Consider the following 23,482-nt stretch of genomic DNA (forward strand, 5'->3'; position numbering starts at 1 on the left):
AAATCACTGTGTTTCAAATTCACTCTTGATTGACTCTAGTAAATCTTTATTGGTAATAATATCAAACCCTGTTCCAGCCAGTGCCAATACACCAGATTTAAGTGTTTTATACCCATCCTCTGTTATCGTTTGCTCGGCAAATTCCTTTGTATGGGCAACTAGGCCAGGCTTATTTAATCCGATATAAGGATGTATAGCAGGAACAACCTGACTCACATTGCCCATATCAATCGAGCCGTACGATTGCTTGGCTGCTAGTATAGGTAAATCACTAGTTTGTGCTAAGTTTTTTGTAAAAGCATCTGATAAAGACTGATTTGTTATCATATCGTCATAGCTAAGTTCATAATTAGATATCTCCAAAGTCGTTCCTGCCATTAGCGCTGCACCGGTGGCTATATTCTTAACCTTTTCCACTACTTCATTTAAATAAGAACGTGCTTTTGCTCGAATATAAAATTGTGCCACCGCATAATCAGGAACGACATTTGCCGCTTTTCCTCCCTCTGTTATAACGCCATGGATACGTACATCAGTCGGAAGGTGTTCCCTTAAAGCATTTATACCGTTGAACAATTGAATAACACTATCTAGCGCATTAATCCCTTTCTCTGGGGATGCCGCTGCATGAGAGGCTTTTCCAGAATACGCAAATTGAATTGCATCCATGGCAAGGGACTCCCCACTAACATAGGACTGATCACTAGGATGTAATATCATCGCAACATCCATATCGTCAAATACTCCTTGCTCACTCATCGGTACTTTAGCACCATTTGTTTCTTCTGCTGGTGTACCAAGAACAACCACACTTCCTCCGATTTCCTGAATCACTTTACTAAGCGTGATTCCTGCTCCAACACTCATCGTCCCGATTAAATTATGCCCACAGCCATGACCAACCCCTGGGAGTGCATCATATTCAGCAAGATAAGCAATTTTCGGACCAGGCTTTCCACTAGTATATTCCGCCTTGAAAGCAGTTGGTCGTCCTACAATTCCTGTTTCAATAGAAAAACCATGTTTCCCTAATAGTGAGGTTAGAAGTTTCATAGATTCATACTCTTGATCACCTAACTCTGGATGATCATACATTTGCTTACAAATATCCCATAAATCTTGTTCAATACCTTGGAGTTCATCCTTCAATAATTGTTTCATGTCTCATTCACCTTTGTGTATTATTATTAATGATTATGTATATTTATACCACTTTATTGATTTTTATTCAATACTTTTTTTGAAATATATCTAATGTTTGTATACACAAGGAGATAAAATTTCGTATGGTTAAACGGAGAAATCTTCTGTTACTTACTAGAATAGAAGGGTAGTAGAAGATCACCAATTTATCAAGTTAGTAAAGTAAAAACCCACATTTGCTCGTATCTAGCGAATGTGGGTTTTTTTGTTCTTATGCTTGCAGATCATTTCCAATTAGTTAAAAAGGGAGGGGATTTCCTTGCTCATTTGGGTAACAGATGCTCCTTCTGTTACCTTTTTCTGCTTTTCTTCCTCATCTAGGTCACTGAGGCAGACCCTCTGTTACCTTTTCCAGCATTTCCTCCTCATTTGGGTCACTGAGGGGTCTTCTCTGTTACCTTTTCTGCTTTTCCTCCTCATTTAGGTCACTGAGATAATCCCTCTGTTACCTTTTTCTGCTTTTCCTCCTCATTTAGGGCACTGAGATAACCCCTCTGTTACCTTTTCACGCTTTTCCTCCTCATTTAGGGCACTGAGATAACCCCTCTGTTACCTTTTTCTGCTTTTCCTCCTCATTTAGGGCACTGAGATAACCCCTCTGTTACCTTTTCACGCTTTTCTTCCTCATTTAGGTCACTGAGATAACCCCTCTGTTACCTTTTTCTGCTTTCCTTCCTCATTTAGGGCACTGAGGTGCTTCAAATAGCAAAACTACCATCATCCCCGCTCGTCCCATAGAGAATGGAAAGATACCTATTCTATGCTTTCCTATCCGTCAAAAAAGGGCCTGGGAATTCTCCCAAGCCCTTGCTCTATTATTAATATGCTTTTGCCCAATACACCATTTCTTTTGCTTCTTTACCACAGCATACACATGTATCTGCAACTTTTTCTGCATCAAACGGAATACAGCGGGATGTCGCAGTTGTTTCTTCTTTAATTTTTTCTTCGCAAGCAACGTCTCCACACCACATTGCTTTGATAAATCCACCTTTTTCATCAAGCGTTTGTTTGAATTCATCCATTGTAGTTGCGACCGTAGTCTTTTCATTACGATGTGCTAGTGCTTTATCGTAAAGATTTTGTTGGATTTCTTCAAGCAATGCTGGTAAACGGCTTTCTAATTCATATAGAGCCACAAATTCTTTTTCGCCTGTATCACGACGAACTAAAACTACTTGCTCTTTTTCTATATCTTTTGGACCCATTTCAATACGAACTGGGATTCCTTTCATTTCATACTCATTAAACTTCCAACCAGGCATTTTATCACTTGCATCAATATCTACTCGTACAATTGATTGCAGTTGATCTCGTAAATCGTATGCTTTATCTAATACGCCTTCTTTATGCTGAGCAATAGGAACGATCATTGCTTGAGTTGGTGCGATTCTTGGCGGAACGACTAAACCACGATTATCGCCGTGAACCATAATTAACGCACCCATAATACGTGTTGAAAGACCCCAAGAGGTTTGATGAACAAATTGGCTCTTTCCATTTTCATCTAAATAGGTAATATTGAATGCTTCAGCAAAGCCTGAACCGAAGTGGTGAGAAGTTCCAGATTGTAGGGCTTTCCCATCATGCATAAGTGCTTCAATGGTTAATGTATATTTTGCACCGGCGAATTTTTCCTTATCGGTTTTACGTCCACGTAGGACTGGAATTGCGAGGTACTTTTCTACTAAATCAGCATATACCTCTAACATGCGATCTGTTTCTTGTGAAGCATCTTCATCTGTCGCATGTGCTGTATGACCTTCTTGCCAATGGAATTCAGATGAACGTAAGAATGGGCGTGTTGTCTTTTCCCAACGAACGACATTTCCCCATTGGTTGTACAACTTCGGTAGATCACGATAGGAGTGAATGTTTTTAGCGTAGTAGTCACAGAAAAGTACTTCTGAAGTTGGACGTACTGCGATTTTTTCTACTAATTCTTCATCTCCACCATGGGTTACCCATGCAACCTCTGGAGCAAAACCTTCAACATGGTCTTTCTCTTTTTGAAGTAGGCTTTCTGGAATGAATAGTGGGAAGGCAACATTTGAGTGACCTGTTGCTTTAATCATACGGTCTAATTCGTCTTTGATGTTCTCCCAAATTGCATAGCCATATGGCTTGATGATCATCGTTCCCCTAACTTGACCATAGTCTACTAGCTCAGCTTGTTTTACAACATCTGTATACCACTGTGCAAAGTCGTCTTCCATAGCGGTAATTTTCTCTACAAACGCTTTGTTTTTCTTACCCATAATAACACCTCGTTTTATTTATAGTATTTCTTATAAAAGATAGCTTCTTAGCCTAATCAACGGACAGATGGTGATCCAGGCTCTTTTACTTATCACTTTCCGAAGAAAAATCTAGGATGAAACGCTACAAAGACATAGGGGGGCGCACCAATGTTAGTCTACGTAAATCAACTACATGAAAAAAATTATATAAACACAAAAAAACCTCTATCCGTATAAGGGACCGAGGCTTGGTGGTACCACCCTTGTTTACTTCATACTTACGATAAGTAGAAAGCACACTTAGCTTGATAACGGTCAAGGACCGCGCACTTCTTCTTGGGTAATTCCCTTCTGAAGGCGAACTCCAAGGCAGGTTCCAATTTACGTCTATGGGAATTCTCACCAACCATTCCCTCTCTGAATAGACAGTCTAAATTGTACTAATCCTTATCAACGTTTCTAGATATTTTGATATTAAGTTTAATATAAGTTGCCATTTGTAGAAAGTCAAGTTTTTCTCAACCTAATTGTTATATACTATTTTCGGTACTTTATTTTTGTATACATAAATCGAAAAAAAATTACCATCATAATATCGGGAAAATATATTGCAATGCAAGAATGATTTTCCTTAAATGAAAAAGCTGCCTTTGATTACAGGCAGCTCTTCCATTGAATCCAATCATTATTACTTATCATCAATCTCCATATTATCCCCTTCTTCCAAAGGAGGATCTTCTACAGGACCTTCTGGGGCATTCCCGAAAAAGTCTGTATTAGGTGGGGCTGAAGCATTATTGCTAACACGTATCTCCACTGTATACGTCATCGGTACGAATTCATTAAATTTACTCATACCTACCACAGTCCCCTTTACTTCCGGGGCATAGACATACTTAACAATATATTTAATATCAGCGCCTTTTGATTGATATTCGTCAAAAAACAACCTTGGCAAATCACCTTCTGATTGTCCACGAAAATCACCTAAATACGGTTTTCCTAATGAATAAGTAACCGTAACATTTTTATTATCTTTATCCGTTAATTTTGTATCAGCTTTCACAGACTGTGAAATTAGTCTTCCATAAGAAACCTCTTCGTTAAAGACTTGTTTCACTGTTACCTCTAGATCCGGGTAATTGGTAGCAGCTTCGTCCGCAGTCACTTCTCCAAAATTAGGTACTACTGTAGCTTTTCCTGCAGATACAACTACTTTCATTTTATCTCTTTTAGCAATTTTTCCCTCTGGGTCTTCGCTTTGGCTAATAATTATTCCTGCTTCAACACTATCAGAGTCTGCTTCTTCATATGTCATATCAATTTCATTGGCTTCTGCCCATTTTTCCACTTCTTCTTTAGTAGCTCCCGTAAAGTTCGGTATGGTGATATTCTTTTCGAAGACTTCTTTCCCCTTAGAATAGTAGACGGCAGCACTGTCTTTACGCATATATTCTGATGGATCAATTTCACTATCCTTAATGGTTAGCTTAATAAATTCGCCTTCTTCCAAATCATCACTATACTCTGTGACCATCTGCAGATTTTCCGCTTTGTTTTCATCAATCCAATTCCTGGCTTCCTCTTGACTCATTACTGAAAAGTCAGGAAGCGGAATAACCTCTTCTGGATCCGGACCTAAACTACTAGTTAATTGGAGCGTCTTCCCTTTTCTTATTTTGTCACCGGCAGATACACTCTGTGAAATAATCTTATTTGCATCATGTTCCATACTATATTCTTGTGTTAATTCAATTTCTACATCATTTTCTTTCGCCCAAGTGCGAGCATCTGAAACAGGCTTGTCCACAAAATCTTCCACCTTCACATGGACGAGCATATAATATATGAAGAAAATTACGATACAAGCTAAGACAGATCCTGAAATAATTAGCCACATCCGAAGTCTTTTTTTCCTAGCATAGTCTAGATCAATCTCAACATCTTCTTCCGCATCCTGTCGTCTAATGCTTCTAGAAGATATAGGGCCCGAATTAAGCGGGGCACCATGATCAGGCTCCGTTTCTTCCGATTCCACAGCAGAGGCTTGTTCTTCCTGCTTCTGCTGTGGTTCTGATTCTAGTTCTGGTTCTGTCAGAGTCTCCTCTTCCTTTTCTTTATCTTCGGTTATTTTTTTATCTTCTTTTTCATTCACCAAATCATCATATTTATCTTTGTTAAATTTTGATAAGAAGTCACTCATAGGAAGATAGTACACCCTTCCTCAAATGAAAAGCCTGATCAGACTGCTTAGCAATTTCATTGGAGTGTGTAACCACAATGACACATTTCCCATGTTCATGTGCCAATTTTATAAAGATATCAATAATCTCCTGCTCCATCTCTTCATCAAGGTTTCCTGTAGGCTCATCAGCAAGAATTAATTCCACGTTTGTGGCCAGCGCACGAGCAATAGCTACACGCTGCTGTTCTCCCCCAGAAAGTTTATTAACGCGACGATCTGCTTTGCTTTTTACAATACCGATGTAATCTAGTAAATTATAAGCCACTGTCTTTGCGTCTTCTGGAACTTCATTTTCCGTAATCGACATTGGAATTAGAACATTCTCCACCGCTGTAAAAGTCGGGATTAAATTGTAGCTTTGAAAAATAATCCCGATGTTATTACGGCGATACTTTTCGTAGCCAATTTTTTTAATGTCCTCTTCGTTAAATAAAACGGACCCACTATGCGGAGAATCCAAGGCACTGAGTAATGATAGTAAGGTGGTTTTACCTGAACCAGACTGCCCTAAAATCGTATAAAACTTACCCTTTTCGAAAGAGACAGATGTATCTTTTAAGATATAACGACGCATGTCTCCATCTTGATAATAATAATTTAAGTCCTTCGCTTCTAATATCATAATCTCACCCCTCTATTACATCAGTATTTTCTTCGGATTAAGTCTAACAATATATATTAACGGGATAACCGTTGAAAATAAAATCGTTAACAGGCCAATTCCATAGAATGCTAGAATGTAGCTGGAATTAAGGGTAACCTCATAAGAGGCTAACACATCATCTGTTGTCAAATCCGTTTCAAACACGCCACCATAATATATATAATCATTATAATGATCATCAGTATCTGCTTTCACCATCGCATCGGATACTTGTGCAGCTAAGAAGTTTCCGCTGAATAAGGATATCGTAATACCAATGACCGCAACAACCATTACTTCAATTAGAATTTGCCCAACTACACGGCCCCGTCGTTCTCCTAACGATAAGTAAATACCTAACTCGCGTTTTCGGTCTCTTAAGAATAGTAGGACTACTAAACCTGTGATAAGCACCGTTGCAACTACTGCAGCTATTAGAACATATTTGGATAGATTGGACATGGACTTCACTGGCCCTGCAATGCTGTCATAGTGATCCGTAGCACTGACTATAGTATAAAATTCTGGCAGTAAAGGAAGGGCCTCTTCCTCAAATGCCTCCTTATCTTCAGGACTGTTTAAAACAAATAGTGGTGTATAATATTCGAAGACTTCCTCTTCTCCTTGCATCATTTCTGCATACTCTTCATCCGTTTTCAAATACTCTTCCCAATTGTAGACCATTTCACTACGGACAATCTCATTTGGAACATACACGGTATTTTGATAGTCGATATCCATCCAGTCGAACATACCATCTGAATCTACCTCTACATCTTCTTTAACAGATTGAGATTCAAATAATCCAATTATTTCTAATACGACATCACGAGAAGTAACTAACTCCTCCATACCTGTCTCATCATCATATGTATAGACCGAATTAGATAACGTAAAGGTATCTCCAACATGAAGATTATTTTTTTCTGCTAATTTTGTTGAAATAATGGCAACAGCTGTACCTTTATCCACTTCATCTTGGGTAAAGACACGACCATCAACTAACTTGCCCTTCTGCTCTTCAAAATCAAGGACAGGGGCATAGTTAATTCCTTTCAGCGTAAAATCCATGCTAGGTCCATGGTGAACGATATTCTCTTCCATATCTCCCCGATAACTTTCTATACTTTCAGATCCTAGCATGGTTGACATATTAAAATCATAATATTTTACATAGGATAGCTCACCAATTTGTTTAATCAAATCAGCGCCTATGTTTTCCATCTCTACATTCATCATTTCTTCTTCGCTTAACTTGTCATATTCTTCCCAATCATATTCAATTGTAGCAGAAGCTCCAAGCCTATCTTTAATGTTATTCTCAACATTACCAGTAGCTTGTTGAATAGAAATTGCACCAGATATTAGGTTTCCTAAAATAAAAATAACGGCTAATAAAATTAATGATTTACCTTTTTTTCTCGTAATACCTAAAAATCCACGTTTAATAAAATTCATTACAAACCCCCTCACAAAAAAATTTACTTTTGATTTTTATAGATTCTATTACTCTATTAATATTATTTAGAATGGTTACCTTCTATCCAAGCGCATCCCTGGATAAAACCTCTCACCTCATTTTTTAATGATGTAGTATTTTTGTAACATAATTGTATTATATTGGTAACAAGACAAAAAAACAACAAAAATTTTGTAAAATTCCCGTAATTCACCCAACTAAATAGAGCCAAGAAAAAATGGGCTATCTCAGATAATCTCCTCTAAGATAGCCCATTGTCTATTTAACTATTTCCCTTTCTTAATGCCGCTACAATATTATCCTTCTTCATTTTAGAAGTTGACTAAATCAATGCAGCTTATCCACTAAAAAATAATCGTAAAAACAAATATAATAATCATCACCATCTGGATAATTACTTTTGCAACTGTTCCGCCTAAGAAGCCAAGCAAGGAGCCAATGGAAGCCATAAATGCCTCTTTCAACGTTCTTTTTTGCATCATTTCAATCACAAGAACTGCGATAAATGGAATGATAATAATTCCAAATGGAGGTATAATAAATGATCCTACAATTACAGCTATCGCAGCAGCACGTTCCCCCCATTTACTGCCTCCAAACTTCTTGACAAAGTAACTATTGGCAACAATATCTGCTACAAATAATAGAACGGTTAATATTGCTACTGCAATCCAGAAAAGCCATCCTAATTCATCACTATTGATTCCGAACTGATACAATAAAAACCCAATCCAAATTAATAATACAGAAGGAATAATCGGATAAATGACACCAATAAAGCTAACGATGAATAATACCACTATTAAAATCCAAAGAATCACATCTAACATGGACTATCCCCCTATCCTTATTTTTCTTTCATTCTAAGCATGCTGGAAAAATTATTTCTTTATTCGTATGAATACGTTTATAGTTTCCCTAAAGGTTCCAAACACTTACTATAGAAGTAGTACGATACCATCAAAGCAATAAGTCCTAAACAGTGAGCAAATCACTTAAATTCATTCTAATATAAGTCAATGAAATTGGATAGCTAGTTTATACCACGTTGAAGGAGATTGAAAATGAGAACGTTGGGGCGAGTTACGATTACATTCGGAATCATTATATTTGCATTAGGTTTAGTTGGGTATTTTCTTTATCACAATTTAGGCTTTAATCGTTATGAATTTCACGGAAAAAATGCTCCCATCCCAACAGAGCTCCATCCTATAGTCGAGGAAAAGGCAAAATTATTAGTAGAACAAGCCAAACAACAAGGCATAACCATTATCATTACCGAATCCATTCGCTCATTTGACAGGCAAAATGAACTTTATGCCCAAGGGCGTACGAAAGAAGGAAATATCGTAACATACGCTCAGGCTGGTGAATCCTATCATAACTACGGACTCGCAATTGATTTTGCGATAATGGATTCAGATGGTAATTTAACATGGGATATGCAGTATGATGGGAATAATAATACGATTCCCGATTGGGACGAAGTGGTAGCCATTGCCAAGGAGCTAGGCTTCGAATGGGGTGGAGATTGGACCAGATTTAAAGACTATCCTCACCTACAAATGACATTCGGACTATCCATTCAACAGCTAAAGCTTGGATTTAGGCCAAAGAATGAGATGCCTACGGAGTAATGTTATCCCTAAAAATCCATATTATTTAGACATTACATCCATATTCTAGTACAATGAAAATATCTCGAATTAGAGACAAATTCACTTGGAGGTTATGAGTATGTATTTAAAAGGTATTCATCATGTATCCGCAATTACTGCTAACGCACGTAAGAACTATGATTTCTATACGAAAGTACTTGGGATGCGCCTGGTGAAAAAGTCCGTTAACCAAGACAACCCATCGGTATATCATTTATTCTATGCAGATGAAATAGGTAGACCAGGAACAGACCTAACCTTTTTTGAAATTCCCAATGCTGGTAGGACACATCCTGGAAGCAACAGTATTACAGGGACCTCTTTACGTGTGCCTAATAATAAAGCATTAGCCTATTGGATCGATAGATTTAATCAATATCAGGTAGAACATGATGGAATAACGGAAAAAAATGGACGTCAAGTTATCCATTTCCGTGACCATGAACAGCAACGTTTAACCCTCGTTTCTGATGAGAATAACCAAGGAGTTGCTGGTGGGAAACCTTGGAAACACAGTCATGCGTCTGTAGAAAATGGAATAATTGGGCTAGGACCCGTTAAACTAACCGTTCCTAATGCAGAACCAACTATTGCTGTCTTAACGGAAGTACTTTCCTTTAAACAGGTAGGAAGCTATCCCTCACCTATTAAAGATCAAGAAGACATCCTTGTATTTGTGACTGGTGAAGGTGGAACGGGGGCTGAAGTCCATTTAGAAATTAGAAAAGACTTACCTCGAGAAAGACCTGGTCGTGGCAGTGTTCATCATGTTGCGTTTCGTGTAGAAAATGATGAAGAACTAGAAAAATGGAAACAAATCTTGATCGAAAATCGCTTACCAAATTCGGGGATTGTGGATCGATATTATTTTAAAGCATTATATTTTAGAGAACCTAATCGCATCTTATTCGAACTATCTACTGATGGACCTGGCTTTGCTACCGATGAAGATGTAGACCATCTCGGTGAACAACTGGCCCTTCCACCATTCTTCGAGGATAGACGAGACGAAATTGAATCAAAATTAAAACCACTTGATACTACTAACTAAACGTAATGTTAACTTGTAAAGTACACCCACAAGATAGCACGTAACCTGCTTCGGAAAGACCGGTATTAGTGAATGTTCTATATACAAGAACACTCCCAGCAAGGCATATCGATGACTCTATGAGGTCTTTCCGAACAGGGGCAAGCTAATCATAGTACAATCTTCCCTTCCAAGCTGGCAATAAACACGATCTAAGATATCAAGTAACCTCTAAAACCTGTTTCAGCCAAAAAATCTAATCTACTAGAACCAATAGAAAAGGAGCATAAAACCGAACCTGATTTTACACTCCACTCTATTAGCTATGATCACGAGAAGATGAATTTCCTTGATTACGCTCCGCTTCTTCTTCTACATTCGATGGAAGCGGGTCCACTTTATGTTTATAACTATACCCCTTATCCAAAGTTAGAATCGATAGATATAAAACAATTCCCGTTATAAGAATACATATAACCGCCACAACCCAAATCACTTTCTTACGCCTCCTTTACGTCCAAACTCTGTTGCATCTATTCTAACATAGTTTCGGATAGAGTAAGTTACATATTATGGACTGTTTTGTCGAAACTTAAGGATTCTTTAGGATTATTCAACATGAACTAGTATCTTTAAGAATCAAAGAGCTCTTCCGCTTTAACATATTTTTAATCAGATTAAATTTAAATTATCAGAACATATCCAATTTGAGCCTAATTCTTAATATCGATAACATGTTAATTGTAGCTATTTACCGAGAAGAATCTTAGTTCTTTGTTCATTTTTTTACATAGAATCCATTACACAATACATCCGACTATTCGTTGGAGTATTCAATTTATAGGAGGTTTTATTATTTTATGAAGAAAGTATGGTTAATTTCAGTCCTGTTCATCACGATAGCGCTCTTAGTAGCATGTGGTTCAAATGGAGGAGATAAACTAGCCAAGCTTCAAGACGAAGGTAAAGTCACCATCGGATTTGCCAATGAAAAGCCCTATGCTTATGAGGAAGATGGTGAATTAAAAGGGGCGGCAGTTGATATTGCTAAAGCAGTATTTGCTGAACTTGGTGTAGAAGAAATGGAATCCGAACTACTAGAGTTTGGGCAGTTAATCTCCGGAATTAACGCTGGACAGTTTGACGTTATAACTGCTGGCATGGCTATCCAACCAGACCGTTGTGAAAATGTTGCGTTTGGAGAGCCGGAGATGATGTATGGGGAAGGATTAATTGTCCAACAAGGGAACCCTCTTAATCTAGAAAGCTATGACGATATTGCCAATAACCCAGATACTATTATCGCGGTCATGCAAGGAGCAACAGAAAATGAATTCCTATTAGATTCTGGTGTTGATCCAAGTCAGATTCTTTCCGTACCTGATATTCCAGCATCTATTGCCGCTGTCCAATCAGGGCGTGCAGATGCTACTACTGGAACAGAAATGACGATTAAAGATGCATTAGCTTCTGCAAACACAGATGAAATAGAATTCGTAGAAACATTTGAACAACCAGACGTTGAAGGTGTTCCTAGTTATGGGGCAGCAGCATTTAATCAAGAAGATACAGCATTAGTTGAGGCTTATAATGAAGTACTTGCTGATTTAAAAGCTGATGGTACAGTTGCTGAGCTACTTGAGAAAAATGGCTTCAGCGAGCAGATGAACATGGTTCCAGGGGACATTACAACTGAAAAAATATGCAACGGTGAAATCTAGAAATTTATCAACAGGGCTCCATAGGGTTTCCCCACTCAGGGGTCAATCCTATGGAGTTTTTATATGGAGGAGTGATTAAAATTAATGCCATTATAGAAGTATTTCCAGTATTAATAAGGGGTATCCATATTACCATTACAGTATTTATCTTATCTGTAATTTTTGCTTATCTATTTGCCTTTATTGCCGGCTTTTGCCGATTATCCAATAATAGAATGATTCGAGGAGTTACTAGTTTCTATGTAGAAATTTTCCGTGGAACCTCCTTAATTGTACAGTTATTTTGGCTATACTATGCTATTCCAATGCTATTTAATATTGGAATTGATAATAAGCTTACGGCGGGAGTATTAGCAATATCGCTAAACTATGGGGCCTATATGTCTGAAATTGTTCGTGGATCTATTTTAGCAGTGGATAAAGGGCAAACAGAGGCTTCTATCGCCCTTAATCTCTCGCGTGTTCAACGACTAAGAGTCATTATTTTCCCTCAGGCGCTGCGAATGATGTTACCAGAGTTCGGCAATTATTCCATTCAAATGCTCAAAGCTACATCCCTTGTTTCCTTGATTGGGATGACAGATATTCTATATCACGGTAATATTCTGAGAAGCACTGATTTATCTCAAGCACCAACCGTTTACTTCTTGTTATTAGTATTCTATTTTCTTATGGCTCTGCCACTAATCCTCCTTACTCGTAAATGGGAACAGATATCCAAGAGAGGAGTGGCTAGTACATGAATATAAATTGGAAATGGGATATGTTTTTTGAAGCCTTTCCTTTTATCTTACAAGGAATAGGAGTTACAATAGGATTAACATTTGCTTGCTTTTTATTTGCTTTACTATTTGGTTTCGTGTGGGTCTTCCTGAGGAGAATAAAATCAGGACCAGTCAACTGGCTCGTCACATGGACGATGGAATTCATTCGTTCCACCCCACCTTTAATTCAGTTATTCTTTATCTATTATGCATGGCCAATGGTGCCTGGAGTTGGTGTATCACTATCCTCTTTCGAAAGTGCTATAATTGGGTTAGGCATCCATTTTAGTACATATATTGGCGAAGTCTATCGTTCCGGAATAGAGGGTGTTGATAAGGGACAGTGGGAAGCATCTACTGCGCTCAACTTTTCAACGAGACAAAAGTGGACGAAAATCATTCTTCCACAAGCCATCCCACCTACCATTCCAATGATAGGAAACTATCTTATTATTATGTTTAAAGAAGTCCCACTTGCATCAACCATCGGGGTAGTGGGTATCTTAGCCTTAGCACAAACTTACGGAGCTTCTAACTTCCGAATGCTTGAGGCTTATACGATAGTAGCACTGATATTCCTCGTGCTAAGCTATCCTTCTGCAATTTTAATCAATAAACTAGAAAAGAAGATGAACCTGCGCTTTGATAAAAAAGCAGCGATTCAAGAAAACAAAGGAGCGATTATTTAATGGTTGATTCCGTAATAGAGAATGAAAGTCGATTTATCATTCCAGCTGATACAAAGCCAATAGTGGAATATAAGAATGTCCATAAATCCTTTGGAGATGTCGAAGTATTAAAAGGGTTAAACTTAGATATTTATCCAGGGGAAAAAGTCGCGCTAATCGGTCCAAGTGGTTCTGGAAAAACAACGATCATTCGCATGCTAATGACATTAGAACAACCAACATCTGGAGAAATCATATTTGACGGCAAAAATCTATGGCATATGGAGAAGAAGGGGAAGCTTGTTCCAGCAAATGAAAAGCATTTACGAGAAGTCCGTGGGGATATTGGGATGGTATTCCAGCACTTTAACTTGTTCCCTCATATGACGATTTTACAAAACTGTATGACAGCGCCTATTCATGTGAAAAAAGAATCCAAAGAGACGGCAAGGAACCGTTCCATTGAAATGCTCGAGAAGGTTGGGTTAGGTGATAAATTAGACAATTATCCAAGTCAGCTATCTGGTGGACAAAAGCAACGTGTTGCAATGGCTCGTGCCTTAGTAATGCGTCCTAAAATAATGCTGTTTGATGAAGTAACTTCTGCCTTAGACCCAGAATTAGTTGGTGAGGTGTTAGAGGTTATCCGTGATATTGCGAAAGAAGGAGAAATGGCAATGGTGCTTGTTACCCATGAGATGGAATTTGCACTGGATGTCGCAGACCGTGTCATCTTCTTAGATAATGGCGTTATCGCGGAGCAAGGAACACCAAAAGAGGTTCTTGAGGAATCACATAATGAACGCTTGCAGCAGTTCTTACATCGTTTTAGAAGTTAATTGCTAGAAGCATAAAAGCTGTACGTGGAATGACCCACGTACAGCTTTTTTATTCTAAATCCTCACCGATAATTCTTACTTCACGTTCTAAACTAACGCCAAACTTTTCTTTCACGGTAGCCTGAACATGGCGGATTAAACGAATATATTCGTCAGCAGTTGCATTGTCTTTGTTAACAATAAAACCTGCATGCTTTAAAGAAACCTGTGCACCACCTATTTGTGTACCTTGTAGTCCACTATCTTGAATTAGCTTCCCAGCAAAGTAACCAGGAGGACGCTTAAATACACTTCCACAGGATGGATATTCAAGTGGTTGCTTCGACTCGCGTTTGAAGGTTAAGTCATCCATTACCGCCTTTATTTCATCATAATCCCCTATCTCTAAGGCAAAGGTGGCTTCTAGTACAATATAGCCGTTATCAGCAATGTTACTAGTACGGTATGCTAGATCTAACGCTTTAGCAGGCAATGTTAATACCTCACCATACCGATCTACGACAACCGCACTTTCTAAACAGTCCTTTATTTCTCCACCATAAGCACCAGCATTCATATATAATGCCCCACCTACAGATCCTGGGATACCACAGGCAAATTCCAACCCGGTCAAGCGTTGGTTTAGAGCTTCTCGAGACGTATCAATAATACGTGCACCACTTTGGGCAACAACCTTTGTCCCAACGGTTTTAATCTCGTTTAATTTATATAAATTCATGACGATTCCGCGGATACCGCCATCTTTCACAATTAAATTAGAACCATTTCCTAGTAATGTAAATGGTACTTCTTCTTTGTTCGCAAGCTTAACAATCTGTCTTACTTCTTCATATGTTTCTGGTGTAACGAGCCAATCAGCTGCTCCACCAAGGCGTGTATAAGTATGGTTTTTTAAAGGCTCATTAACCAATACATTCTTCTCTGATGTAATGTTAATTAGCTTTTCATATACATGATGATTGATCACTACAAATCATTCCTTTAATCAAAGTCCAATTAGATAAACTCACATTATCAACATATGTGCGTTATTCTTATGCAAGTTGGAAAGATTACCCGAGCTTCCCTATCTGCAAAAAAGTCATCTTTAATCATTGTAAGTTATTTTTCGTTTTCATGCCACTTAATTGCGAATGCACTATTCTTTTATATGCCCTTTCCATTAATTGCATGCCAACTAATCGTAATGAGCCTTAATTAACTTCTTCTGTATTTAAATAAACCAAGTAAAAAATGCGGCAACACCAGCTAGAATAAGCTTTACCGCGATAAGTGGAACGACAAAAAAGATGGTAATTAGCATAGAAGTCCACAGCAATATTACACCAGTAATCTTGACGGATACAGGAATTCCCTTATCCTCTCGGTAGTTTTTAATATATGGGCTTAGGTACTTTTGTGTGATTAACCATTCATATAGCCTATCTGAGCTACGAACAAAGCAAATTGCAGCAAGAAGGAATAAAGGTGTCGTTGGGCTTAGTGGGACTATGATGCCGATAATCGCTAATCCTAGTGATATTCATCCAACAATAAGTAAACCCATTCTTCTTATCATCTGTTAAATACCCACTATATTTATCATTACTGTAACACCATCCTATCATTTAATCCCTCACTTCTTGTGCTACTTGGAAACATTATCTGACATCTTACCCTGTTGCACAATTCTGTAAAAGCTTGGTTCTCCTTTATCAAAGGTGGTTATATAGTTAAACCCTAATGATGACAATAATTCTAAAGAGGCCTTAAACTCATAGCCTAACGTATCGGCTCTATGAGAGTCAGAACCAAGAGTTATGATCTCTCCTCCCAATTCACGATACAGCTGTAAAATATCATTACTCGGCATTCCACTATCCAATCCATATCGAAAGCCAGATGTATTTAACTCTATTCCCTTCCCCTTTGCTATAACTAATTTTAGAATTTCCGTAATTACTTCATGAAAATCGCTGTTACTCCCCTCTTTGTATCGTTTTACTAAATCAAGATGGCCAAGAACAGAGAAATCGTCAAAATGCTGAATACAGTACAATAATTGCTCATAATAGGTCGCATAAGCTTCCTCTACGGTTCTATTTTGAAAAAATTTACCAGAATGCAAATCCGTACGATCTGTTGTGTGCATAGAACAAATTACAAAGTCAAAGTCCTCCTGCCTCACTAACTCCTTATACCGGTCTAAAAGTTGTGGCTCGACCCCGATTTCTATTCCTTTCTTGATAGTAATCCACTTCTGATATTTTTCCTGCATTTGTTTTATACTGCGATCATATGACATTAAATCAAACTCAAAGACGAATGATGGATCTGGATAATCATAATCTATATGCTCAGTAAAACAAATTTCCTTTAACCCAATTTCAATCCCTTTCTTAATGGTTTCCTCCATCGGTGTTGTGCAATCCGCTGAATAATCACTATGTACGTGATAATCAAACATTAAAATTCCCCCCATGACTTGACATTTACTTCCTTACCTTATAGAATACAATATAACTTTAGTTTGATAAAGTGATAAAGTGATAAATTAATAAAGTTTTTAAAAGGAGTCTGTTATGGAACCCTATCCAAAACCATTTTTAACCATACAGGAATATGATGTGCAAGAATCCTTCATTCAAGTATTAAAGAATCGCTTTAAGCAGTATGGCTTTAACCAAGTTAAAACTCCAGCCTTTGAAACGTATGATCTCTATTCATCTGTTCAAGGTACGATTGCGCTAGATGACATGATTAAGTTCATTTCACCTGAAGGAAAGGTACTAGTATTGCGGCCTGATGTTACCATTCCGATTACACAATTAGCCGTATCACAAAATGACGAATTCGAAAAAGAAGCGCGCTACTCATACATACTCGATGTCTTTAGAACTTCTTTTCAAGCCAAATATGGTTATGTCAAAACACAAGCAGGTGTAGAGCTACTTGGAAATCCTCACGCCGAAGCAGATATGGAAGTAATTTCACTTGCTATTGATTGTTTACTAGATTTAGAGTTTACCAATTTCAAGATAGAAATGGGTCATGCAGGGGTCGTAAATGAAATACTCCAAATGCTATCTCTTTCCAAGGAACAAGAGGATCAATTTAAGCAGCTCATCATTTCGAAGAACTTTACTGGTCTAGAGGAGTTCTTATCTAGGCTTGACATAGAACCATCTATGAAAGAGTCATTGCTAACAATCCCGCTTCTATACGGCAAACCAGATGTGGTGTTGGATAAGGCTTTATCACTCTCCCTCACGAATAAGATGACGAGTGCACTGCATCGATTAAAAGAGGTGTTTTCTATGCTAGCCGAATATGGTTTTCGTGATTATATTGTCGTCGATTTAGGACTGATTAGCAGCATGAGCTATTACTCCGATATCACCTTCCAGGGATATATTGAAAATATTGGCAAGCCCGTCTTATTTGGTGGAAGATATGACAATCTAGCTGAACAATTTGCCAGCCCAATACCGGCTATCGGATTTGCTTATGATGTTGACACCCTTCTCTCTGCACGCCCCAATCCGCTTCCAGTAAGAGAGCAAGTAGTCATTCGATTTGATGAGCAGAACGTAGCGGTGGCCATACAATTAGCGAAGCGGTTAAGAGAGTTACACTATCAAACCATTCTATCAAATAGAAATGAAGGAGCTAGTGGCACGTACGTCATTACCATTACTAAATCTAATAAAACGGTCATGTACGAAGGAGAAACCGAGCCATTTAACAGCGAGGAACAACTTCTACAACGATTACAATCCCTAAAGGAGGAGAATACATGCAACCGATAACGCTAGCTTTAGCAAAAGGTAGGACGATAAAAGGTACGATTCGATTACTCCATAAAGCTGGCTATAATTTTACAGACTTACAAGAGAATAGTAGAAAGCTCGTCTTCTTTGATTCGAAACAGGAAGTACAACTGATTTTCGTAAAGGCTGTGGATGTGCCAACTTATGTGGAAAAAGGAGCGGCTGATCTCGGAATTGTTGGAAAGGATAATATTTTGGAATCCGCCAAAGATGTCTATGAAATGCTAGATTTAAAGGAAGGGAAATGTAAGTTCGTCATTGCTGGTAAGGAATCCGCTGTCTTAAACAAAAATCGACTAGTAGTAGCATCCAAATATCCATATATTGCAAATAGTCATTTTCAAAAAAAGGGCATCCAAGTGGAGACCATTAAATTAAATGGCTCTGTTGAGCTAGCCCCGCTAATTGGTATGGCAGATGTCATTGTCGATATTGTAGAAACAGGTAGAACATTAAAAGAGAATGGACTCATCGTTTTAGAAGAGCTTGATCAAATAAGCACTAGATTGATTACGAACAAGGCAAGCTTTGCAACGAAAACGGCTAGAATAGAGACGTTCATTCGCAGTCTACAACGGGCTTTGGAGGGATAAGATGAAGATTATATCTGCAAACCAATTTATGCAAAACCGTCACAACCAAGACCTCGCCCAACAAGGGGGAGCGCTAGACGATACGGTTAAATCTATTATAGAAAAAGTTAGAAAAGATGGCGACAGCGCCGTAAAAGAATTTACCGAACAATTTGATGATGCAGTAATTGACGCGTTAACCGTTTCAGATTCAGAAATGGAGAAGGCAAAGACTATGGTAGGAGAGCCGTTCATAGAATCGTTACAGCTCGCTGCTAAAAATATTGAGGCCTTCCATCGAAACCAACAGGAAACATCATGGTTTACGGACGACCCAAATGGCATCACATTAGGACAAAAGGTTACACCGATTGAGAAGGTAGGAATTTATATCCCAGGTGGAAAAGCGAATTACCCTTCTTCTGTCTTAATGAATGCAATCCCTGCCAAAATTGCTGGCGTAAGCTCCATTAGTATAGCAACTCCTCCAAGGCCAGATGGAAGCATTAATCCATATGTCTTAGTAGCTGCCTCTCTTATTGGAGTTAATCGGATATATAAAATGGGTGGTGCACAAGCCATTGCAGCACTTAGTTATGGAACAGAAACTGTCGAAAAGGTCTATAAAATCGTCGGACCAGGTAACGCCTATGTGGCACGTGCTAAAAAATGGGTCTATGGTGATGTGGCTATTGATATGATTGCTGGCCCAAGTGAAATTTGTATCATTGCTGATGATTCTGCAAACCCTTCTTATGTTGCTGCTGACTTACTATCACAGGCAGAGCATGATGAGGAAGCAAGTGCCATTTGCATTACGACTAGCTCCACATTAGCTAATGAGATTGCCGCTGAGGTAACCAAACAATTAAGCGAATTAGAGCGTCGTGAAATCGCGCAGAAATCAATTCAAAATAAAGGGTGCATCCTTCTTGCTGATTCTGAAAAACAAGCGTTTGATTTAGCTAATCAAATAGCCCCTGAGCACTTACAGCTTATGGTATCCAATCCTTCTGCTAAACTCAGCCAAATAAAAAATGCTGGAGCCATATTCTTAGGGCCGTTTTCACCGGAACCACTTGGAGACTATCTCGCTGGCCCTAATCATACCTTGCCAACGAGTGGGACGGCGAAGTTTTCCTCACCACTTGGCGTGTATGACTTTATCAAGCGATCGAGTATTATCAGCTATTCTAGACAAGCATTATTAGAAGTAGCAGACACGATTGATTGTCTAGCTAGAACAGAAGGACTAAAAGGACATGCCATGTCTATCCAAATACGAAGGGACAGTGTTTTATGAGAAAAAGCTCATTATCGCGAAAAACAATGGAGACATCTATTCAATTAGAGCTATCTCTTGATGGAAACGGAACAGCCAGCATACGTACAGGAGTCGGATTCTTCGACCATATGCTTACTCTATTTGCCAAGCATGGATTATTCGATTTATCCCTCGTATGTGATGGCGACTTAGAAGTCGATCAGCATCACACCGTGGAGGATATTGGTATTGTGTTAGGAACGGCATTTAACCGTTGTATTGGGGATAAAGAAGGTATTAATCGTTATGCGTCTGTCACAACACCAATGGATGAAGCACTGACTACTGTAACGATAGATATTAGTGGAAGACCTTATTTGGTTTATAACGTAGAAGGATTAAAGGAAAAGGTTGGTAGCTTTGATACAGAGCTTGTAGAAGAATTCTTCCAAGCTTTCGTTAATCAAGCACAGATTAACCTACATATTAATCTACTTTACGGAAGCAATACACACCATATAATAGAATCGATTTTCAAAGCCTTCGGTCGCGCATTAGACACGGCCAGTATCAAAAATCCAAGAATTGTTGGGGTACCCTCTACGAAGGGAATGCTTTAATAAGGAGGGTTCATATGATAGCCATTATGGATTACGGGGCGGGAAATATAAAAAGTCTTCAATTTACACTATCCCAGCTAAACCTAGAAAATACGCTTACACAAGACGAAGCGCTTATCAGAAACAGCCAAGCTATTATACTACCAGGTGTCGGATCGTTCCAAGATGCCATGAAGGAATTAAAGAGAGCTGGCCTAGACAAGATTATCCGCGAAGAGGCAAGCACAGGAAAGCCTATTCTTGGTATCTGTTTAGGTATGCAGTTATTCTACCAAACGAGTGATGAAGGTGGACATTCTGACGGACTTGGATTATTAGAAGGACATATCGAAAGAATTCCTTCTTCTGTTAAGGTACCACATATGGGCTGGAATACACTTCAGCTAAGAAAGGGAGATGATATTACGATGAATCTCCCTGACAATGCATACGTATATTTCGTCCATTCCTATTTTGCCAATAAGGTAGATGGTAATGATGTTATTGGTAGCTGCACATACGGAACGGAAATACCTGTACTTGTACAAAAAGCCAACATCATTGGCATGCAATTTCACCCTGAAAAAAGCAGTGAAGTTGGCTTACAACTTTTAAACAATTTTAAGGAGATGTACCTATGATTCTATTTCCAGCAATTGATTTATTAAACGGCAACTGTGTGCGGCTAACACAAGGGGATTATGCGAAAGAGCAAATCTATAGTGGCAATCCGAACGAGATTGCTAACCAATGGATTTCCCAAGGAGCAGAAGCATTACATATCGTCGACTTAAATGGTGCAAAAACAGGTAAATCAACCAACCAAGCAATTATTCAACAGATCACTTCCAATACGAATGTTCCAGTCCAGGTTGGGGGTGGTATCCGAAGTATCGAGCAGATCGAAGACTATTTAGCTATAGGTGTTGGTCGCGTCATACTCGGTACCGCAGCCATACAGAACCTCCCCCTTATTCGTCATGCCGTGAGCACCTTTAAAGACAAAGTCGCTGTTTCCATTGATGCCCGTAATGGCTATGTTGCGACGGAAGGATGGCGAAAAACAAGTAATGTATTAGCCGTAGATTTAGTAAGGCAGCTTGAGGCTATTGGTGTTCAAACGATTATCTATACAGATATTTTAAAGGATGGTATGTTACAAGGTCCCAACTTCAACGAAATTGAAACCATCCAAAAGGCAACGTCTATGCGTGTGATTGCCTCAGGAGGAATTTCGAATGTGGAGGATGTCATAAAACTAAAAGAAATGGATCTCTATGGCACCATTATCGGAAAGGCTTTATATGATAATAGTCTAAATTTAGTAGAGCTACTGGAGGTAACAGCAGATGTTGGCTAAACGAATTATCCCTTGCCTTGATGTCGATAAAGGAAGGGTTGTAAAGGGCAAGAAATTTCAAGATATTAAGGATGTAGCAGATCCAGTTGAGCTGGCAATGCGCTATAACAATGAAGGCGCAGACGAATTAGTCTTTTATGATATTACCGCATCGAACGAAGAACGTAATATTTTTTTAGATATGGTAGAAAGGGTTGCTGCGACGATTAATATCCCATTTATGGTCGGTGGCGGTATTAGAACCATTGATGATATTTATCGAGTTCTTCATTCAGGAGCTGATAAAGTATCCATTAATAGTGCCGCCATCACGAACCCTACACTCATAGAGACAGCTGCTGCTAAATTCGGCACCCAATGTATCGTGCTATCCATTGATGCTAAAGAAACCGAACCTGGGAAATGGCATGTCTATCAAAATGGTGGCAGAACTAATACCGGGATAGACGCACTAGAATGGGCCATTCAGGGAGAGCAATTAGGTGCTGGTGAGCTTGTTATTAATTCCATCGATGTAGATGGGATAAAAAACGGTTATAACCTCCCCCTTACCAAGGCAATAGCTGATCAGGTTAATATACCGATTGTTGCTAGTGGTGGAGCTGGAAGCCCTGTACATTTTCAACAAGTGTTACGTGATAATATCGCAGATGCAGCACTTGCTGCTTCGGTTTTTCACTATGATCTCATTAATATAGCGTCCCTGAAACAATATTTAGCTCAACAAAATATCCAAATAAGGAGTGTTTCTTAATGGATCCATTAAATATAGAGAAATTATTTATAAAAAGCAGCTTAATCCCTGCCATTATCCAGGACCAATCCTCCGGAAATGTCTTAATGTTAGCTTATATGAATCAAGAGTCCTTACAAAAAACAATCGACACCAAAGAAACATGGTTTTACTCAAGGAGTAGAGAAGCACTTTGGAATAAAGGAGCAACATCAGGAAATAAACAAATCGTCCATCAGATTACGTATGATTGTGATGCCGATAGTCTCCTCATCACCGTAGATCCTAAAGGACCAGCTTGTCATACTGGAGAGGAGACTTGTTTTCACCATACGTTATATCAAGGAAAAGATCCTTCGTTTCCGATTATCCAAAAAGTAGCTTCCCTGATTAAAAGCCGGAAGCAGGAAGCCATTGCAGATTCGTATACAGCGTATTTATTCCGCGAAGGCATCGATAAAATTCTCAAGAAAGTAGGAGAAGAAACTAGTGAAGTGATAATTGGAGCAAAAAACCAAGATAACGAAGAAACAATTTGGGAGATAGCCGATCTTACCTACCATATATTAGTTCTAATGGAACAAATGGGCATTACAGAATCTGATATTAAAGAAGAACTAATCAAAAGGCATCTTGCTAAAGAGGGGAAATAGA

At 38.6% G+C, this 23,482-nt stretch carries 24 protein-coding genes and 1 other annotated feature; of the genes, 14 read left to right on the forward strand and 10 right to left on the reverse strand.

Translation table 11 applies throughout. From position 1 onward, the window contains the following. Positions 1-3: 3 nt before the first annotated feature. The 6 genes from MKY78_RS07610 to MKY78_RS07635 all read right to left on the reverse strand — a co-directional run bounded on the left by MKY78_RS07610 (position 4) and on the right by MKY78_RS07635 (position 8,641). A complete protein-coding gene (locus MKY78_RS07610) occupies positions 4-1,161 on the reverse strand; it encodes a M20 family metallopeptidase (RefSeq protein WP_339217169.1) in 1,158 nt (385 codons plus the stop codon). 860 nt (positions 1,162-2,021) lie between these two features. Then, the gene (gene proS, locus MKY78_RS07615) at positions 2,022-3,461 is read right to left on the reverse strand and encodes a proline--tRNA ligase (RefSeq protein WP_339217170.1); all 1,440 of its coding nucleotides are present in this window, start codon (positions 3,459-3,461) and stop codon (positions 2,022-2,024) included. Between the two features lie 215 nt (positions 3,462-3,676). After that, positions 3,677-3,906: a binding site (T-box leader), on the reverse strand. Between the two features lie 225 nt (positions 3,907-4,131). Next, complete coding sequence (locus tag MKY78_RS07620; protein WP_339217171.1) at positions 4,132-5,646, reverse strand: PASTA domain-containing protein; 1,515 nt, start codon at positions 5,644-5,646, stop codon at positions 4,132-4,134. Beyond that, positions 5,639-6,310, reverse strand: coding sequence for an ABC transporter ATP-binding protein (locus tag MKY78_RS07625; protein ID WP_211742349.1), 672 nt, complete (start codon positions 6,308-6,310; stop codon positions 5,639-5,641). The genes MKY78_RS07620 and MKY78_RS07625 overlap by 8 nt, the downstream gene beginning before the upstream one ends. A gap of 15 nt (positions 6,311-6,325) precedes the next feature. After that, positions 6,326-7,789, reverse strand: a complete 1,464-nt coding sequence (locus MKY78_RS07630) for an ABC transporter permease (RefSeq protein ID WP_339217172.1) — start codon at positions 7,787-7,789, stop codon at positions 6,326-6,328. A 366-nt stretch (positions 7,790-8,155) separates the two neighbouring features. Next, the gene (locus MKY78_RS07635) at positions 8,156-8,641 is read right to left on the reverse strand and encodes a DUF456 family protein (RefSeq protein WP_211742347.1); all 486 of its coding nucleotides are present in this window, start codon (positions 8,639-8,641) and stop codon (positions 8,156-8,158) included. A 234-nt stretch (positions 8,642-8,875) separates the two neighbouring features. On the opposite strand from MKY78_RS07635, the gene MKY78_RS07640 reads away from it, so the two are divergent. Next, complete coding sequence (locus MKY78_RS07640) at positions 8,876-9,448, forward strand: M15 family metallopeptidase (protein ID WP_339217173.1); 573 nt, start codon at positions 8,876-8,878, stop codon at positions 9,446-9,448. A 100-nt stretch (positions 9,449-9,548) separates the two neighbouring features. Next, on the forward strand, positions 9,549-10,520 hold the full coding sequence (locus tag MKY78_RS07645) for a ring-cleaving dioxygenase (protein WP_339217174.1): 972 nt from the start codon (positions 9,549-9,551) through the stop codon (positions 10,518-10,520). Positions 10,521-10,818: 298 nt separating this feature from the next. Here MKY78_RS07645 and ytzI read toward each other — a convergent pair whose 3' ends face one another. Further along, the gene (ytzI, locus tag MKY78_RS07650; RefSeq protein WP_186869635.1) at positions 10,819-10,995 is read right to left on the reverse strand and encodes a YtzI protein; all 177 of its coding nucleotides are present in this window, start codon (positions 10,993-10,995) and stop codon (positions 10,819-10,821) included. A gap of 364 nt (positions 10,996-11,359) precedes the next feature. Between ytzI and ehuB the strand changes: the two genes are divergently transcribed. From ehuB to ehuA, 4 genes are read left to right on the forward strand one after another with little or no spacing between them, the layout of a single operon-like run. Then, a complete protein-coding gene (ehuB, locus tag MKY78_RS07655; protein WP_339217175.1) occupies positions 11,360-12,220 on the forward strand; it encodes an ectoine/hydroxyectoine ABC transporter substrate-binding protein EhuB in 861 nt (286 codons plus the stop codon). Between the two features lie 50 nt (positions 12,221-12,270). Next, positions 12,271-12,963: an ectoine/hydroxyectoine ABC transporter permease subunit EhuC gene (gene ehuC / locus MKY78_RS07660; RefSeq protein WP_339217176.1), complete on the forward strand. Its 693-nt coding sequence runs from the start codon at positions 12,271-12,273 to the stop codon at positions 12,961-12,963. Then, positions 12,960-13,673: an ectoine/hydroxyectoine ABC transporter permease subunit EhuD gene (gene ehuD / locus MKY78_RS07665; protein ID WP_339217177.1), complete on the forward strand. Its 714-nt coding sequence runs from the start codon at positions 12,960-12,962 to the stop codon at positions 13,671-13,673. The genes ehuC and ehuD overlap by 4 nt, the downstream gene beginning before the upstream one ends. Beyond that, positions 13,673-14,491, forward strand: coding sequence for an ectoine/hydroxyectoine ABC transporter ATP-binding protein EhuA (gene ehuA, locus MKY78_RS07670; protein WP_339217178.1), 819 nt, complete (start codon positions 13,673-13,675; stop codon positions 14,489-14,491). The genes ehuD and ehuA overlap by 1 nt, the downstream gene beginning before the upstream one ends. Before the next feature lie 49 nt (positions 14,492-14,540). Here ehuA and murB read toward each other — a convergent pair whose 3' ends face one another. The 3 genes from murB to MKY78_RS07685 form a co-directional block, all read right to left on the reverse strand. After that, positions 14,541-15,458: a UDP-N-acetylmuramate dehydrogenase gene (gene murB / locus MKY78_RS07675; RefSeq protein WP_339217179.1), complete on the reverse strand. Its 918-nt coding sequence runs from the start codon at positions 15,456-15,458 to the stop codon at positions 14,541-14,543. 246 nt (positions 15,459-15,704) lie between these two features. Next, the gene (locus tag MKY78_RS07680) at positions 15,705-16,013 is read right to left on the reverse strand and encodes a YbaN family protein (protein ID WP_339217866.1); all 309 of its coding nucleotides are present in this window, start codon (positions 16,011-16,013) and stop codon (positions 15,705-15,707) included. 105 nt (positions 16,014-16,118) lie between these two features. Further along, positions 16,119-16,937 (reverse strand): histidinol-phosphatase HisJ family protein, encoded by an 819-nt coding sequence (locus tag MKY78_RS07685; protein ID WP_339217180.1) that lies wholly within the window; start codon positions 16,935-16,937, stop codon positions 16,119-16,121. Positions 16,938-17,052: 115 nt separating this feature from the next. On the opposite strand from MKY78_RS07685, the gene hisZ reads away from it, so the two are divergent. The 8 genes from hisZ to hisIE are packed head-to-tail and all read left to right on the forward strand — an operon-like array spanning position 17,053 to position 23,481. Then, positions 17,053-18,279, forward strand: coding sequence for an ATP phosphoribosyltransferase regulatory subunit (gene hisZ, locus MKY78_RS07690; RefSeq protein WP_339217181.1), 1,227 nt, complete (start codon positions 17,053-17,055; stop codon positions 18,277-18,279). After that, entirely contained in the window at positions 18,267-18,893 is a 627-nt protein-coding gene (gene hisG / locus MKY78_RS07695) for an ATP phosphoribosyltransferase (protein WP_339217182.1), read from the forward strand. Before hisZ ends, hisG begins: the two co-directional genes overlap by 13 nt. A 1-nt stretch (position 18,894) precedes the next feature. Further along, positions 18,895-20,175 carry a histidinol dehydrogenase gene (gene hisD / locus MKY78_RS07700; protein ID WP_339217183.1) on the forward strand — a complete coding sequence of 427 codons (1,281 nt, stop codon included), beginning with the start codon at positions 18,895-18,897 and terminating at the stop codon, positions 20,173-20,175. Further along, a complete protein-coding gene (hisB, locus tag MKY78_RS07705) occupies positions 20,172-20,756 on the forward strand; it encodes an imidazoleglycerol-phosphate dehydratase HisB (protein ID WP_339217184.1) in 585 nt (194 codons plus the stop codon). The genes hisD and hisB overlap by 4 nt, the downstream gene beginning before the upstream one ends. A 14-nt stretch (positions 20,757-20,770) precedes the next feature. Next, positions 20,771-21,376 (forward strand): imidazole glycerol phosphate synthase subunit HisH, encoded by a 606-nt coding sequence (gene hisH / locus MKY78_RS07710; RefSeq protein WP_339217185.1) that lies wholly within the window; start codon positions 20,771-20,773, stop codon positions 21,374-21,376. Then, a complete protein-coding gene (gene hisA / locus MKY78_RS07715; RefSeq protein ID WP_339217186.1) occupies positions 21,373-22,095 on the forward strand; it encodes a 1-(5-phosphoribosyl)-5-[(5-phosphoribosylamino)methylideneamino]imidazole-4-carboxamide isomerase in 723 nt (240 codons plus the stop codon). The genes hisH and hisA overlap by 4 nt, the downstream gene beginning before the upstream one ends. Next, complete coding sequence (hisF, locus tag MKY78_RS07720; protein WP_339217187.1) at positions 22,085-22,849, forward strand: imidazole glycerol phosphate synthase subunit HisF; 765 nt, start codon at positions 22,085-22,087, stop codon at positions 22,847-22,849. Before hisA ends, hisF begins: the two co-directional genes overlap by 11 nt. After that, positions 22,849-23,481, forward strand: a complete 633-nt coding sequence (hisIE, locus tag MKY78_RS07725) for a bifunctional phosphoribosyl-AMP cyclohydrolase/phosphoribosyl-ATP diphosphatase HisIE (protein WP_339217188.1) — start codon at positions 22,849-22,851, stop codon at positions 23,479-23,481. Before hisF ends, hisIE begins: the two co-directional genes overlap by 1 nt. Position 23,482 lies beyond the last annotated feature (1 nt).

Origin of the sequence: Ornithinibacillus sp. FSL M8-0202 (assembly GCF_037975285.1) — a bacterium.
Taxonomy (GTDB): Bacteria; Bacillota; Bacilli; order Bacillales; family Amphibacillaceae; genus Ornithinibacillus; species Ornithinibacillus massiliensis.

Excerpts from the sequence above, each read along its gene's own strand:
- hisIE (WP_339217188.1), top strand. The coding sequence starts at position 22,849 with ATGGATCCATTAAATATAGAGAAATTATTTATAAAAAGCAGCTTAATC.
- hisB (WP_339217184.1), top strand. The coding sequence starts at position 20,172 with ATGAGAAAAAGCTCATTATCGCGAAAAACAATGGAGACATCTATTCAA.
- MKY78_RS07610 (WP_339217169.1), bottom strand. The coding sequence starts at position 1,161 with ATGAAACAATTATTGAAGGATGAACTCCAAGGTATTGAACAAGATTTA.
- hisH (WP_339217185.1), top strand. The coding sequence starts at position 20,771 with ATGATAGCCATTATGGATTACGGGGCGGGAAATATAAAAAGTCTTCAA.
- hisD (WP_339217183.1), top strand. The coding sequence starts at position 18,895 with ATGAAGATTATATCTGCAAACCAATTTATGCAAAACCGTCACAACCAA.
- hisF (WP_339217187.1), top strand. The coding sequence starts at position 22,085 with ATGTTGGCTAAACGAATTATCCCTTGCCTTGATGTCGATAAAGGAAGG.
- MKY78_RS07645 (WP_339217174.1), top strand. The coding sequence starts at position 9,549 with ATGTATTTAAAAGGTATTCATCATGTATCCGCAATTACTGCTAACGCA.
- MKY78_RS07630 (WP_339217172.1), bottom strand. The coding sequence starts at position 7,789 with ATGAATTTTATTAAACGTGGATTTTTAGGTATTACGAGAAAAAAAGGT.
- MKY78_RS07685 (WP_339217180.1), bottom strand. The coding sequence starts at position 16,937 with ATGTTTGATTATCACGTACATAGTGATTATTCAGCGGATTGCACAACA.
- MKY78_RS07625 (WP_211742349.1), bottom strand. The coding sequence starts at position 6,310 with ATGATATTAGAAGCGAAGGACTTAAATTATTATTATCAAGATGGAGAC.
- proS (WP_339217170.1), bottom strand. The coding sequence starts at position 3,461 with ATGGGTAAGAAAAACAAAGCGTTTGTAGAGAAAATTACCGCTATGGAA.
- ehuA (WP_339217178.1), top strand. The coding sequence starts at position 13,673 with ATGGTTGATTCCGTAATAGAGAATGAAAGTCGATTTATCATTCCAGCT.
- MKY78_RS07620 (WP_339217171.1), bottom strand. The coding sequence starts at position 5,646 with ATGAGTGACTTCTTATCAAAATTTAACAAAGATAAATATGATGATTTG.
- hisZ (WP_339217181.1), top strand. The coding sequence starts at position 17,053 with ATGGAACCCTATCCAAAACCATTTTTAACCATACAGGAATATGATGTG.
- ehuD (WP_339217177.1), top strand. The coding sequence starts at position 12,960 with ATGAATATAAATTGGAAATGGGATATGTTTTTTGAAGCCTTTCCTTTT.
- hisG (WP_339217182.1), top strand. The coding sequence starts at position 18,267 with ATGCAACCGATAACGCTAGCTTTAGCAAAAGGTAGGACGATAAAAGGT.
- MKY78_RS07640 (WP_339217173.1), top strand. The coding sequence starts at position 8,876 with ATGAGAACGTTGGGGCGAGTTACGATTACATTCGGAATCATTATATTT.
- ehuB (WP_339217175.1), top strand. The coding sequence starts at position 11,360 with ATGAAGAAAGTATGGTTAATTTCAGTCCTGTTCATCACGATAGCGCTC.
- hisA (WP_339217186.1), top strand. The coding sequence starts at position 21,373 with ATGATTCTATTTCCAGCAATTGATTTATTAAACGGCAACTGTGTGCGG.
- MKY78_RS07635 (WP_211742347.1), bottom strand. The coding sequence starts at position 8,641 with ATGTTAGATGTGATTCTTTGGATTTTAATAGTGGTATTATTCATCGTT.
- ehuC (WP_339217176.1), top strand. The coding sequence starts at position 12,271 with ATGGAGTTTTTATATGGAGGAGTGATTAAAATTAATGCCATTATAGAA.